Below are 13,362 nucleotides of genomic sequence, written 5' to 3' on the forward strand. Positions count from 1 at the left end.
AAGAATGAAAAAAGGTTTAATGCTGCTCTCCCTGCTGGTGGCTTCGGTGACCGGTTCCGCACATGCCGACGATGCGGCGATCAAATCGGCGCTGGGCAGTCTGGGCATCAAGCAGGCTGACGTACAGCCATCCCCGGTGGCGGGACTGAAAACCGTGCTGACCGACAGCGGCGTGCTGTACGTGTCCGAAGACGGTAAACACGTGCTGCAGGGGCCGCTGTATGACGTCAGCGGCAAAGAGCCGGTTAACGTGACCAATAAACTGCTGGGCGGCAAGCTGGACGCGCTGAAAGACCAGATGATTGTCTACAAGGCAGCGAAGGAAAAACACGTGATCACCGTGTTTACCGATATCACCTGCGGCTACTGCCACAAACTGCATCAACAGATGAAAGAGTACAACGATCTGGGCATCACCGTGCGTTATCTGGCGTTCCCGCGTCAGGGGTTGAACTCCCAGGCGGAGAAAGACATGCAGTCTATCTGGTGCACCGCCGATAAAGCCAAGGCGTTTGACGCGGCGATGAAGGGCGACGCGGTGTCACCGGCGACCTGTAAAACCGATATCAGCAAACATTACGAGCTTGGCGTGCAGTTCGGCATCCAGGGTACGCCGGCGATCATCCTGCAAAACGGCATGGTCATCCCGGGCTATCAGGGACCGAAAGAGATGGCGGCGATGCTGGACGCGCATCAGGCCGCCCTGCAAGCCGGTGGTTAATCACCGGTGAGTATGATCAAAACGCAATTACGCCGCCGTGAGGCGGCAAGCGACGCGCAACTGCCCGCACAATTGCACCCTTTGCTGCGCCGGCTGTACGCGCTGCGCGGGGTCAGTGAAGAGCGGGAGCTGGAACGCAGCGTCAAAGGCATGCTGCCGTGGCAGCAGCTGGACGGCATCGATACGGCGGTGGATATTCTGCAGCAGGCGCTGGCGGACGGCCGGCGCATCATGATCGTCGGCGATTTTGACGCCGACGGCGCCACCAGTACCGCGCTGACGGTGCTGGCGCTGCGCAGCATGGGCGGCGGTGACGTGCAGTATCTGGTGCCGAACCGCTTTGAGGACGGCTACGGCCTGAGCCCGGAAGTGGTGGAGCAGGCGGCGGCGCGCGGTGCTGAGCTGATCGTCACCGTGGATAATGGCATCTCTTCCCATGCCGGCGTCGATGTGGCGCACGAGAAAGGCATGCAGGTGCTGGTGACCGATCACCACCTGCCGGGTGAGACGCTGCCGGCGGCCGAGGCGATCGTCAACCCTAACCTGCGTGGCTGCATATTCCCGTCGAAGGCGTTGGCCGGCGTCGGCGTGGCTTTCTACCTGATGCTGGCGCTGCGCGCCCGGCTTCGCGACAGCGGCTGGTTCGAACAGCGTGCGCTGGCCATGCCGAATCTGGCTGAACTGCTGGATCTGGTGGCGTTAGGCACCGTGGCCGACGTGGTGCCGCTCGACGCCAATAACCGTATTCTGGTGTATCAGGGGCTTAATCGCATCCGCGCCGGTAAGTGCCGTCCCGGCATCCGCGCGCTGCTGGAAGTGGCCAACCGCGAGGCGCGCAATCTGGCGGCCAACGATCTGGGCTTTGCCCTCGGCCCGCGGCTGAATGCGGCGGGACGTCTGGATGACATGTCGATCGGCGTGGCGTTACTGCTGAGCGATGATATTGCGCAGGCCCGTATGCTGGCCAACGATCTGGACGCATTGAACCAGACGCGTCGCGAGATAGAGCAGGGCATGCAGGCCGAAGCGCTGCAGCTGTGCGACCAGTTGGAGCGCAGCAGCACGGCCCTGCCTTACGGGCTGGCCATGTACCACCCGGAGTGGCATCAGGGCGTGGTCGGCATTTTGGCCTCGCGCATCAAAGAGCGTTTTCACCGCCCGGTGATCGCGTTCGCGCCGGCGGGCGACGGCATTCTGAAAGGCTCCGGCCGTTCGATTGCCGGCCTGCATATGCGTGATGCGTTGGAGCGGCTGGACACGCTGAATCCCGGGCTGATGATGAAGTTCGGCGGGCACGCGATGGCCGCCGGTCTGTCGCTGGAAGAGGCGCGCTTTGACGAGTTTCGCCAGCGCTTTGGCGAGCTGGTGGGCGAGTGGCTCGACCCGGCGATGCTGGAGGGCGTTATCTGGTCTGACGGCGAACTGGCGATGCAGGAGCTGACGCTGGAGACGGCGGAGCTGCTGCGCGAAGGCGGGCCGTGGGGGCAGGCGTTCCCGGAACCGACGTTCGACGGCAAGTTCCGCATTCTGCAGCAGCGGCTGGTGGGCGAGAAGCACCTCAAGCTAATGGTGGAGCCGCTGGGCGGCGGCCCGCTGCTGGACGGCATTGCGTTTAACGTGGACACCACGCTGTGGCCGGACAGCAGCGTGCGTGAAGTGGAACTGGCCTATAAGCTGGACGTTAACGAGTTCCGCGGCAACCGCAGCGTACAGTTGCTGATTCAGCACCTGTGGCCGTACTGACGGCAGCCAAAAGATAGCATTCAGGGGCGCCGCGCGGCGCCCTTATTTTTCCCTGGATAAACGCTATAAACTGTGCTCTGGATCCGTTAGAATTAACGGTTCTATGGCGATTGGGTCGCCTATATTCTCTCTGGTTCACGCCGCATTGCGCCGGTTCCCTTGCCGGGGGATATACAACCTCTAACGAAAGAACGCGAAAAATCATGTTTGAAATTAATCCGGTAAAAAACCGTATTCAGGACCTGTCTGAGCGTACCGCCGTTCTTAGGGGGTATCTTTGACTATGATGCCAAGAAAGAACGCCTGGAAGAAGTAAACGCCGAGCTGGAGCAGCCGGACGTCTGGAACGAGCCTGAGCGCGCACAGGCGCTGGGTAAAGAACGTTCGGCGCTGGAAGCCATCGTTGAGACAATCGACAGCCTGAAACAGGGCGAAGAAGACGTTAACGGCCTGCTGGAGCTGGCAGTTGAAGCCGACGATGAAGAAACCTTTAACGAAGCCGTGGTTGAGCTTGATCAACTGATCGTCAAGCTGGAACAGCTAGAATTCCGTCGTATGTTCTCCGGCGAATACGACAGCGCCGACTGCTACCTGGACATTCAGGCCGGGTCAGGCGGTACTGAGGCGCAGGACTGGGCCAGCATGCTGCTGCGCATGTACCTGCGCTGGGCCGAAGACAAGGGCTTTAAAACAGAAATTATCGAAGAGTCTGACGGTGACGTTGCGGGGATTAAATCCGCCACCATCAAGATTATCGGCGACTACGCATTCGGCTGGTTGCGTACTGAAACCGGCGTTCACCGCCTGGTGCGCAAGAGCCCGTTTGATTCCGGCGGCCGTCGTCATACCTCGTTCAGTTCGGTGTTCGTTTACCCGGAAGTGGATGACGATATCGATATCGACATCAATCCGGCGGATCTGCGCATCGACGTTTACCGCGCTTCCGGTGCGGGCGGCCAGCACGTCAACAAAACCGAGTCTGCGGTGCGTATTACCCACCTGCCGACCAACATCGTGGTGCAGTGCCAGAACGACCGCTCACAGCATAAAAACAAGGATCAGGCATTCAAACAGCTGAAGGCGAAGCTGTATGAATACGAGATGCAGAAGAAAAATGCTGATAAGCAGGCGATGGAAGACAACAAATCCGATATCGGCTGGGGCAGCCAAATCCGCTCTTACGTGCTGGATGACTCCCGGATCAAGGATTTGCGCACCAGCGTAGAAACGCGTAACACGCAGGCCGTATTGGATGGCGACCTGGATAAATTCATTGAGGCAAGTTTGAAAGCCGGGTTATGAGGAACAAAAATGTCTGAGCAACAACCACAGGGCGCCGATCAGGCGTCGGATCTCAATAACGAGCTGCAGTCACGTCGTGAAAAACTGGCGGCGCTGCGCGAGAACGGCATTGCGTTCCCGAATGATTTCCGTCGTGACACCACGTCCGACAAGCTGCACGCAGAATATGACAGCAAAGACAACGAAGAGCTGGAAGCGCTGGGCGTAGAAGTGACCGTCGCCGGGCGTATGATGACCCGCCGTATCATGGGCAAAGCCTCCTTCGTTACGCTGCAGGACGTTGGCGGCCGCATTCAGCTGTACGTCGCGCGCGACGACCTGGCGGAAGGCGTCTACAACGAACAGTTCAAGAAGTGGGACCTGGGTGATATTCTCGGTGCGCGCGGCAAGCTGTTTAAAACCAAAACCGGCGAGCTGTCTATCCACTGCACCGAACTGCGTCTGCTGACCAAGGCGCTGCGTCCGCTGCCAGACAAGTTCCACGGCCTGGCCGATCAGGAAACCCGCTATCGTCAGCGCTACCTGGATCTGATTGCCAACGAAGAATCTCGCCACACCTTCAAGGTGCGTTCGCGCATCATGTCCGGCATCCGCAACTTTATGGTGGGCCGCGACTTTATGGAAGTGGAAACCCCGATGATGCAGGTGATCCCGGGCGGTGCGTCCGCGCGTCCGTTTATCACCCACCACAACGCGCTGGACATCGATATGTACCTGCGTATTGCGCCGGAGCTGTATCTGAAGCGTCTGGTGGTCGGTGGTTTTGAGCGCGTTTTCGAGATCAACCGCAACTTCCGTAACGAAGGCGTATCGCCTCGCCATAACCCTGAGTTCACCATGATGGAACTCTATATGGCGTATGCGGATTACAAAGACCTGATTGAGCTGACCGAGTCGCTGTTCCGCACGCTGGCGCAGGACGTGCTGGGCACCACCAAGGTGCCATACGGCGATGAAGAGTTCGACTTCGGCAAGCCGTTTGAAAAACTGACCATGCGTGAGGCGATCAAGAAGTATCGTCCTGAAACCGACGTGGCGGACCTGGATGATTTCGATAAGGCGAAGGCGATTGCCGAGTCTATCGGCATCAAGGTAGAGAAGAGCTGGGGTCTGGGCCGCGTAGTGACCGAGATCTTTGAAGAGACGGCGGAAAGCCATTTGATTCAGCCGACCTTCATCACCGAATACCCGGCGGAAGTTTCCCCGCTGGCGCGCCGCAACGACGAGAACCCGGAAATTACCGACCGCTTTGAGTTCTTTATCGGCGGCCGTGAAATCGGCAACGGCTTCTCCGAGCTGAATGACGCAGAAGATCAGGCGCAGCGTTTTGCTGACCAGGTTGCCGCTAAGGATGCCGGCGACGACGAAGCGATGTTCTACGACGAAGACTACGTGACCTCTCTGGAACACGGTCTGCCGCCGACCGCTGGTCTGGGCATCGGTATCGACCGTATGGTGATGCTGTTTACCAACAGCCACACCATCCGCGACGTTATCCTGTTCCCGGCAATGCGTCCGACGGCCAAGTAACCGGCCGCAGCCTTAATCAACCGGTGCGGGTGACCGCGCCGGTTTTTTTATGCGCAGCGCATGTTCAGAATAACTAACTGCTTAAAACATCGGCAGTTATGCGTTAACTCCGCTTGCCCGCCGCCAAGAAGCGGTTATAATGCCAAACGCACACCTAAGCGGGTGTAGTTCAATGGTAGAACGGCAGCTTCCCAAGCTGCATACGAGGGTTCGATTCCCTTCACCCGCTCCACGCATTTCTCTCTGATAAATTTCATTTAAAATCAGTGAGATAGTTAAAACCGATTTGTGAAGTACGTCGATACTTAACGTACAATCTAACCGAGTTTTAACGTGCCGGATAAGCCTTTCACTTTCCCAACTCCATCGAATACCAGCCTGAACGAGAAGTACACACGCCGTTAACTGATTGCGCGAGCATAGAGGAAGTCACCTATGGCAAGCAATAAAAATCAGTACCTGACGTTGGATAAACACGGCTGCTGGATGTTCCAGATATTCGTGCCGCTGTACATGCGCCATGTCTGCGGCGGTAAGAGGCTGCTGCGGCGCTCTACCGGAACTCGTGATTTAGACCAAGCGCGGAATTATCGCGACCATATGCTGATTGAGTGGGGCAAGTTGAAGGCGCGGTTCAAACCAGAAACTCACCACAACCGCATCCAGAAGGGGATTATCGCCCTTTATCAAGAATTCAATGCACCGCCCCCGGCAATGTGTGAGCCAGCACCAGAGCATGATCAGGTGGCTTCTTGTCAGCAGGTTCAGCAGGTAATGCTGCAAGCTGTTACTTTCGAATATCTAGCGGAGTACGATAAAACCCGCAGCCCCAGCACCCTCAGCAAGCACGCGCTGGCGGTTCGACTTCTGCTCGGCCATTTAGCCGTCGTCGATACAGAGATAACCGCCATCACCCGTACATCGGTGACGCAGTTCATCCGGGCGCTAAAACCGAAGAAATCCGTCCAGACAATTCAGAATTACCTGTCCGGCCTGAACTCGGTGTATGAGTACGCCCGGCGCTGCTATGACGGCATCCCCGCCGCGTCACCATTCACAGGGCATCGGCTTGAGGCGAAGCGGACAGTTAGCAGTTACCAGCCGTTCACGCAGACAGAGATTACAACCCTTCTAAGTAAGGCCGAGGAAGAACTTCACGACGTGATTTTTATTGGCCTGTACTCAGGGATGCGTCTGAATGAAATTGCCTCTCTAGGTGTTGGTGACGTGCCGGAAATCGACGGTGTGCGCTGCTTTCGAGTTCAGGCAGCCAAGACAAAAGCAGGCGTTCGGCTGGTGCCGGTGCATCCCGCTTTGATAGGCATCATCGAAAAGTACAAACGGCAGAACACGAACGGCCAGCACGGGCGGTACCTGCTACCTAAAGCAAACGCCATCAAAAGGGCTGACGCTAAGCGTGGGCCGTGGTTCAGTCAGCAATTCACCCGCCTACGGAATAAGGCGCTGCCGAATGCTACAGACCGCCAGTGCTTCCACAGCCTGCGAGGAATGTTCATCACTGCGCTTGATCGGGCTGGAGTTCCAGAGGACAGGATAGCGTTGATTGTCGGCCACGAAAGAGGCAAGACGGAGTCTTTCAGGACATACAGCGGCGGGGCTGAGTTAGCTGAATTAAGCAAGATCGTCCAGCTAGTCAATTACAAGGGGCGGTGATATGGGCGACGACTTCTCTTTTATCGATAAAACAGCGCCAACAGCGGAAGAGCTGGCGTTTTAATGCCTAGCGCTGGCGCACGCTGCATTGAGTACGAACGAGCCAGCCGTCAGGGAAGCGCTGCTGTTTATTGTATCCGAAAAGGCGGAGCAGCTTTATTCGGCGCTCTCCTGATGGTTCAAACCGATCGTTTTGGCCGATCGATAGGTAAATATTGATCTGCGTAATCAATTGGGAAGTAAGGGCAGCGCCTGTCAGAATATCCTTAACTTTATTGTGACAGGGATAAGCTTGTGCGGTCATTAAGGCGTAAAGCATGGATTGCCGTTTTCATTGGTTGCGCAGTGTTCTGGGCGGCGCTGTTGTTTTTTATCTGGGTGTTGTGGCGGAACATCACCGGGTAAATGCACAGGCCGTTCATGAATGCACAGACGAAGCGAGGTCACTCCCGGTACGGTCTTTATCCTGATCGAGGTAACTATTATTTAGGAGGTTGCAGCGTTATAATGAAAGAATCATTAAGGCAATGAACTTGTATTATGAAAATAGAAATAGTTGTATTATCCGTTGCTGTTATAGTTGCGGCTATATCTGCTGCTGTCATATCCACATCAGCGCCTACCTATACCCCTGCATATAAAGATGATGCCATTCTTTATGTAAAGCAAGGTGTGGATGTGTTAGAACTTAATAAAGTCCCGATAAGGCGCTTTAACGGTTGGATTTACAGTGAGGGATGTGTACTCCGAGTTAATAATAATTTCGCTATTGCAACACCGGAATCCTGTATTAAATTATTCGACCAGACTGTTGCTCAGTTCGATAAAGTGTATCCGTCAAAGCCGAGAGAGTTCATTATCAACGGAGTCAACGTTGGTGAGTGTTCTAATAATCAAAACCCCCGGTGTCGCAATCGTAGTAACTAGTGAGCCGCTACCCATGACAGGCGAAGTCACCATGCAGCTCCATCCGCATCGCCTGCACAGCTCCTGTCAGCATGGCCAGATTTCTGGAGCGTATCCGCCAGCGGGTGCCGTTGCTCTGCACCTGCGCTTGGTACGATTTACCGGTAGCGGTAATACCTTTCGGCAGACTGCCAGCCCTTTTACGTGTGTTCCAGTTGTTCTCAGCACGAGAGCAAAGCCGCAGGTTATCCAGCCTGTTATTCCCTCGGTTGCCGTCGATATGGTCGATACATAACCCCGCTGGGATTTCTCCATTCACTAGCCACCACAGCACGCGATGCACTGCCAGCTTCCTGCCCTTGACTTGAACCGACCAATAGCCATCCTTGCCGAGAGTACCGGCGACGCTGCCAGCCTTGACTCGATTAGCTAAAGGCTGTTTCCATACAAGCCCACTGCCGGAACCGGCATCAGGTGCAATCGCATACTGAAGCGCCAGCTCAATTTCTTTCGGGAAAGCCATCGTACTTCTCCTTAGATTTCACGTAGCAGCGTGAGGCTTTGTTCGCTGGAACTCATTCTGTCCAAGGCGGCTAGTTTCTGGGGTGATAGGTAAACCGTCTTACCACGGTGCCGGGGCTGCTCCTGCCTTTGCTCTGGGCGATCCTTGTCCACAATAGCGGTCAGCAGTTGGATTTCCCGGGCAAGCTGTAAATGCTCGCGTACCACCTCTGCGGGCACGTACAGACATTCGTTGTCAATATCGTACCCATGCCCCACGAACATGATGTTTTTCCAGCCGATCTGCACATGCACCTCGTAATTCATCGGCGCAAGGTGTTGCTTTCTATGCTGTTCGCGCTCCTCCCCCGGCCAGTACACCGTGCAAGGTGTCCCGGCGATAGGGCCACCGGCTCCACCCACCGTCCCCGGGAGCCTGTGCCGTAGACCGGATGGGGAATCATCGGCCAGTACAAACTGCTCCTCTAGGCGCGGAATATCAGGGATTTCTTTATAGAACATGCTGCGCCTCCGGTTGTGCCGCCTGCTGAGCTAGCCCCTGAACGGCTTTCAATGTGGCGAGGCCAGCACGCACCGCAGCGCAACTAAAGATCTTCCCATCCACCCCAACACGCTGCGCACCGGTCTTGGTGATGCTCCCGGCGTACTCCCCGGGGGAGCGATGTTTAGCGCCGATCCCACGATTAGGAACTCGCCAAACAAGGCCGGTAGGAGAATCAGGAGAGAGAGCCAGCACTTCGTTAAAACGTGCGGCCTGCTGGATTGATACCGGCAACGGGCGTCGCCCCATCTGTTTTGGTTTTGTCTGCAATGCTGGGATTGATTTCATACTGTGCTGCACTGTATTCCTCCACACCCAGCGTCAGCCGGGTTTACTCAGGTTCATAGATAGCCTCCGGGTTGAGACGCAACGCATCGTGCACGTGCTCCCAGATGGTATTAAAGGCGGGGTCTTGTTTACGTAGATTTCTAACGGTGAAGGAATCGGGTTCATGCAGTGAGATAGCAACAGCCACACCGGCCAAGTTCTGCCCGAGGAAGTCACCATCACGGAACACCCACCAACCGCAACGGATTTCACCCAGCTTGCGAATCCGGCTCCGCAGGTCACGCTGGTACATCAACTCTTGCCTACGGGCTTGATATTCGGCTGAACGTTCTTCAGACAGCGGTGTATACACCGAACCGACGCCCTCGATAATCTTGAAACAAAGCGGAATGCGTTGCCCTGCGCAGTAAGCACATGCCAGATTCCGCGTGTACCGCTCGCTGTTGCCACAGGTGGGGCAGGCCCACCCGTGTTGATAAAAGCGTTTACGGCCATCCATCACGGCTGCGTATCGCTCAGGATTATTCTTTTTGATACTCATCAGGCGAGGCTGATACTCGGCGTACCCCAGCCGCATTAGCTGGAGTTCGCGATTGGTGGGATGCTTGCCGTTCGGTAAAGGATTAATACTGGAGTTCATCAGCGAAAACCTCCCCGATGTACGGCTTCATGCGGGCTTGAATGTTCCGCATCCGGTCAATCTCTGCTCGCTCCTGTAGCGCCGCAGCACGGGCTGCTGGTGACGCCTGCACCGGGTACCAACCTGAATCCGTCCACACGCTCAGAATCCATTTGCCGCCCGGCTGTACAGACATGTTGAAACTGGTGCCGCTTGCGCTGACGGGAGCCTCTGGGTTTTCAAGCGGCGTGTAGCTGAATGAGCAGTGTCCGCTTGCAGTTGCCTGCTCCGCCCACGCATCAGCCGCCGTGCGATAATCGGTACCAAGCGCAGCATGGATAGCCGGAATATCGATGCCATCCCCGGCCATTTGTCGGGCAAACTGCGTCTTACCATCGGCCACCATGTTCAACAGTTCCTGCGCTTCGGCTCCGCTGAATTTCTTGTTCAGCAGATGCCGCTGGATGTGACCATTGGCAACGACTTGGTAATCAGCGGCCAGCTTCGCGGCTGCTGCGGTACGGCGCTGGTGTTCGGCGGTTTGTATCCCGTCACGCTTCGCATGGTTGTATTTATTCACCAGCTCAGCGGTCAGCATCCCCAGCAAGTCGTCAATGTCAGCCGGTGAATGCACCTGCCAATCGCGGGTAAAGCCTTTCAGCTCCAGAGCTACGCGGCTGCGGGTGCTACTGCGGTATCGCCAAGATAACTCGTCATCGGTGTAGCGGATCGGCTTGAGCAGTGTGGGAAGCTCTGCAATCGCCTCGGCGGCCTGTACAGTACCAGCGTACGCAAAGGCGGTCTGCGCCGCACCACGGCCTGCTGAGAGCGTCTCAGGGGCTTTATTGAACGTACTCGGGGCAGGGGTTGCTTTATCCTGTGGCTGCACCACTTCCGCTGGTTTATTGGCAGTGACGCCGGGGACGTCCAGAACTGTTACGGTCGGGTTATAGCCTGCTGGCTGTGATTTCGTTTGTGATTGTACCTTCATGGGATCTCCTACTTGATTGACTAACGGGTTTAACTGATTGATTTTTGTGCATCAGTAGAACTGATCGCCTTACTCTGCGTCCCGTACAGCATCCAGCACCTGCGCCCACTCCCCGGCGGTACTGGTGCCCGTCTTACCGTCAGCGGAGCCTGTCTTGGCGTACAGGGCGATTAAACGGGCATCCGCACCGGTAATCTCCCGATCACCAATCAATTGCTCTAGCTGGCGTTGATACAGCGCGTGCTGATTCGCGTTCGCCCCACGCATACGGCTTCCGAGGTCGTGCAGCGTTTGCTGCTCCTGATAGCTAAAAGCCGATGCAAAGGAACGAACAGCACGGCGGGTGCCTTGATCCGGTTTTCGGATAATGGATTGTTGGCCTTTCCGGTAATGCTGGTTCAGGCTGTCGGCGATACCGCTGTTTGATTTAAATAAAGAATTGAAGTTGCTGGACATACGTCTCCTTGAAAGTTGATTAGTTAATGTTGCTCGGTTGCTATCGACCACTGCGCAGGGCATGAAAAGAAGCCCGACGGAAAGCCCGCCGGGGTGAGCCGTGCTCAGTTAGGAGATAACAGGGAAATTGATAAAAGAAACGCCACGCCGGTAAGGACAAACCCGGTAACCAGCCGGAACCGGCGCAGCGTTGTTATTCTGTTTGGTGTGAGTAGGTGAGTTCTGTCTTATATCTATAGATATAATGAAATATGCCTTTTTTAGGTGTACGCAACTGTACGCAAATCGCGTACAGCTACTTAACCCATCGTTGAACGGTGCTGCGGCTGCGGCCTGTGGCTTTAGCAATTTCACCGAGGGATTTACCAGATGCACGCATACTGCGAGCCAGCTCTTTCGGGTCTTGCCCGGCATCTTCGATAGTATGACGTTTCTCTGTCGCGGACTGGAACGCTTCCAATGCTGCTACTTGGGCTTTTAGTTCGGCCACCTCATATGACATGGTATCGAGCGTGCGCTGTGTGCCAGCTTCCATCATGAGGCGAACCAAAGTCATGCTGACGGTATCTTGAGCCATACTGTTTACGCCTTGCTTACCAATACGGGATGTTATTGCGGCGTAGGCGGGGTGGGGTTTATTTGCCTCGATAGCCCTGCGCATGCGTTTACGCTGCCCTTTGCGGTTGGCCACAGCTCGAGCATGTTCTTTAGGTACGTAGCCCCCGACGATGCCGCTTGCCGAGCGTTTTTCTCCATCTTGATAAAAGTCCAGCGCATCACGCACCATTCCGTTGTAGTCCGTTTGTGGCACACGGTATTGGTTCGGGTACATAGCGCGAACAGCAGCGTAGTACTTACGTTCTGCCTTCTTTAACTCGGAGAAAGCCGCCGCTGTGCCGGAGGCATTCCGGCCTGTGGCTTCACAGAACAACTCCCATGTAGTGCGGTATGCGGGTATTTGCTGTAACGCGGTGATATCCGGTTGCGCCCCATTGGCGAACCTATCCCACCACTGCTGGGCATACGCAGGCAAGGTATCGCGTGGGTTTGGAAATTGGTCAGGTAAATCCATATCGTTGATCAATTCTTCCTCCTGTGTTGACCCCGTTCAGGCGTGATTCATCGCATCACGTGCAGTGGTGTAATGCTTGATCGGGACGTTATTGTTTTAGGAGAAAGCGCACCTGCATGACGTCTCAGCGAAACGTCATGCGGATACCCTCTCGGATAGGTCGGAAATGCGGCGCGGCTTCCTTCCCCCTTAGAGTGCATAGTCTATTGTTGAAAGCCTGCGTCTCCCCTTAGAGTGGGTAGTCTGGATTATTGCATTTAAATTAACGCTTAAATTAGCGGTTATTGGCGAGTTCCTTTTTAATTCGGTAAAAGGTGGCACGGCCACAGCCAACCAATTTAATAATCTCGTCGTTGCTGTGGGTACCTCGGCGAATATATCCGTGTATTTTCTCCCTTAGTTCCTCATCTTTCTGGCGTCCCTTGAAAACTCCGCGCTCTTTGGCTGCGGCGATCCCTTCACTTTGTCTTTGACGGATAAAGCTGCGCTCCAGTTCACCAACAGCGCCCAGCATAGTGATCATGAATTTACTGGTCGGATTATTATCAAACGTCATGCTGTTATCAATGAACGTTACGCTAACGCCTTTCGTGGTCAATTCCTCCAGCAGCTCGAGTAAGTCCTTTGTATTACGTGCCAAGCGGTCTACCGACTTAACATAAACAGTATCCCCGGCTCGAACCATTCCCCGGAGTTTATTCAGCTCTGGGCGGTCTGCGTTCTTACCACTAACTTTGTCTATTAGAATTTCATCGCAGTTGGTAAGTGCTAGTGTCTGACGGTCAGTGTTTTGATCTTTCGCTGATACACGAACATAACCAAAAATTTTATTACTCATGATGGCCTCTTAAGTCTCTTAAATATGATGTCAATGATACTGTATCTTTTGAGTTATACAATCGGTTATTTGATACTTTTTAGGGTCAATGCTGCGGAGTATCAATAGAGAATACTCAAATGGGACTCTTCAACGATGCCCCGAAGTTTCCAGCTCTCA

General features: G+C 55.1%; 14 protein-coding genes and 1 tRNA gene. 7 read left to right on the top strand and 8 right to left on the bottom strand.

Annotated elements, in window-relative coordinates; translation table 11 throughout:
• The first annotated feature begins 4 nt into the window (after window positions 1-4).
• The 7 genes from dsbC (at window position 5) to FO014_RS15045 (ending at window position 7,375) form a co-directional block, all read left to right on the top strand.
• Complete coding sequence (dsbC, locus tag FO014_RS15015) at window positions 5-721, top strand: bifunctional protein-disulfide isomerase/oxidoreductase DsbC (RefSeq protein WP_015673664.1); 717 nt, start codon at window positions 5-7, stop codon at window positions 719-721.
• Between the two features lie 12 nt (window positions 722-733).
• Window positions 734-2,464 (top strand): single-stranded-DNA-specific exonuclease RecJ, encoded by a 1,731-nt coding sequence (gene recJ / locus FO014_RS15020; protein WP_160030107.1) that lies wholly within the window; start codon window positions 734-736, stop codon window positions 2,462-2,464.
• Window positions 2,465-2,667: 203 nt separating this feature from the next.
• A protein-coding gene (gene prfB / locus FO014_RS15025; protein ID WP_105232390.1) for a peptide chain release factor 2 occupies window positions 2,668-3,766 on the top strand; the annotation gives its coding sequence in 2 pieces (ribosomal slippage) (window positions 2,668-2,742 and window positions 2,744-3,766; 1,098 coding nt in all).
• A gap of 9 nt (window positions 3,767-3,775) precedes the next feature.
• A complete protein-coding gene (gene lysS / locus FO014_RS15030; RefSeq protein WP_160030108.1) occupies window positions 3,776-5,296 on the top strand; it encodes a lysine--tRNA ligase in 1,521 nt (506 codons plus the stop codon).
• Window positions 5,297-5,454: 158 nt separating this feature from the next.
• Window positions 5,455-5,528, top strand: a tRNA-Gly gene (locus FO014_RS15035).
• A gap of 203 nt (window positions 5,529-5,731) precedes the next feature.
• The gene (locus FO014_RS15040; protein WP_160030109.1) at window positions 5,732-6,970 is read left to right on the top strand and encodes a site-specific integrase; all 1,239 of its coding nucleotides are present in this window, start codon (window positions 5,732-5,734) and stop codon (window positions 6,968-6,970) included.
• Between the two features lie 294 nt (window positions 6,971-7,264).
• Window positions 7,265-7,375, top strand: coding sequence for a YmiA family putative membrane protein (locus FO014_RS15045; RefSeq protein ID WP_160030110.1), 111 nt, complete (start codon window positions 7,265-7,267; stop codon window positions 7,373-7,375).
• Window positions 7,376-7,904: 529 nt separating this feature from the next.
• Here the strand turns inward: FO014_RS15045 and FO014_RS15050 are convergent.
• The 8 genes from FO014_RS15050 to FO014_RS15085 form a co-directional block, all read right to left on the bottom strand.
• A complete protein-coding gene (locus FO014_RS15050) occupies window positions 7,905-8,399 on the bottom strand; it encodes an HNH endonuclease (protein ID WP_160030111.1) in 495 nt (164 codons plus the stop codon).
• Window positions 8,400-8,410: 11 nt separating this feature from the next.
• Entirely contained in the window at window positions 8,411-8,899 is a 489-nt protein-coding gene (locus FO014_RS15055) for a hypothetical protein (RefSeq protein WP_160030112.1), read from the bottom strand.
• Entirely contained in the window at window positions 8,889-9,227 is a 339-nt protein-coding gene (locus FO014_RS15060) for a hypothetical protein (RefSeq protein ID WP_160030113.1), read from the bottom strand. Before FO014_RS15060 ends, FO014_RS15055 begins: the two co-directional genes overlap by 11 nt.
• Window positions 9,228-9,270: 43 nt before the next feature.
• On the bottom strand, window positions 9,271-9,867 hold the full coding sequence (locus FO014_RS15065) for a hypothetical protein (RefSeq protein ID WP_160030114.1): 597 nt from the start codon (window positions 9,865-9,867) through the stop codon (window positions 9,271-9,273).
• Window positions 9,851-10,837 (bottom strand): hypothetical protein, encoded by a 987-nt coding sequence (locus FO014_RS15070; protein ID WP_160030115.1) that lies wholly within the window; start codon window positions 10,835-10,837, stop codon window positions 9,851-9,853. The genes FO014_RS15065 and FO014_RS15070 overlap by 17 nt, the downstream gene beginning before the upstream one ends.
• A 69-nt stretch (window positions 10,838-10,906) precedes the next feature.
• Window positions 10,907-11,293 carry a hypothetical protein gene (locus FO014_RS15075; RefSeq protein ID WP_160030116.1) on the bottom strand — a complete coding sequence of 129 codons (387 nt, stop codon included), beginning with the start codon at window positions 11,291-11,293 and terminating at the stop codon, window positions 10,907-10,909.
• 295 nt (window positions 11,294-11,588) lie between these two features.
• Window positions 11,589-12,377 carry a helix-turn-helix domain-containing protein gene (locus FO014_RS15080; protein WP_160030117.1) on the bottom strand — a complete coding sequence of 263 codons (789 nt, stop codon included), beginning with the start codon at window positions 12,375-12,377 and terminating at the stop codon, window positions 11,589-11,591.
• A 262-nt stretch (window positions 12,378-12,639) separates the two neighbouring features.
• Window positions 12,640-13,203, bottom strand: coding sequence for a recombinase family protein (locus FO014_RS15085; RefSeq protein WP_160030118.1), 564 nt, complete (start codon window positions 13,201-13,203; stop codon window positions 12,640-12,642).
• Between the last annotated feature and the right edge of the window lie 159 nt (window positions 13,204-13,362).

Source organism: Serratia rhizosphaerae (assembly GCF_009817885.1).
Classification (GTDB): Bacteria; Pseudomonadota; Gammaproteobacteria; order Enterobacterales; family Enterobacteriaceae; genus Serratia_B; species Serratia_B rhizosphaerae.

Coding starts and splice junctions, on each gene's coding strand:
- FO014_RS15050 (WP_160030111.1), bottom strand. CDS start 8,399: ATGGCTTTCCCGAAAGAAATTGAGCTGGCGCTTCAGTATGCGATTGCA.
- FO014_RS15085 (WP_160030118.1), bottom strand. CDS start 13,203: ATGAGTAATAAAATTTTTGGTTATGTTCGTGTATCAGCGAAAGATCAA.
- FO014_RS15055 (WP_160030112.1), bottom strand. CDS start 8,899: ATGTTCTATAAAGAAATCCCTGATATTCCGCGCCTAGAGGAGCAGTTT.
- FO014_RS15075 (WP_160030116.1), bottom strand. CDS start 11,293: ATGTCCAGCAACTTCAATTCTTTATTTAAATCAAACAGCGGTATCGCC.
- FO014_RS15065 (WP_160030114.1), bottom strand. CDS start 9,867: ATGAACTCCAGTATTAATCCTTTACCGAACGGCAAGCATCCCACCAAT.
- lysS (WP_160030108.1), top strand. CDS start 3,776: ATGTCTGAGCAACAACCACAGGGCGCCGATCAGGCGTCGGATCTCAAT.
- FO014_RS15060 (WP_160030113.1), bottom strand. CDS start 9,227: ATGAAATCAATCCCAGCATTGCAGACAAAACCAAAACAGATGGGGCGA.
- FO014_RS15040 (WP_160030109.1), top strand. CDS start 5,732: ATGGCAAGCAATAAAAATCAGTACCTGACGTTGGATAAACACGGCTGC.
- FO014_RS15070 (WP_160030115.1), bottom strand. CDS start 10,837: ATGAAGGTACAATCACAAACGAAATCACAGCCAGCAGGCTATAACCCG.
- recJ (WP_160030107.1), top strand. CDS start 734: ATGATCAAAACGCAATTACGCCGCCGTGAGGCGGCAAGCGACGCGCAA.
- dsbC (WP_015673664.1), top strand. CDS start 5: ATGAAAAAAGGTTTAATGCTGCTCTCCCTGCTGGTGGCTTCGGTGACC.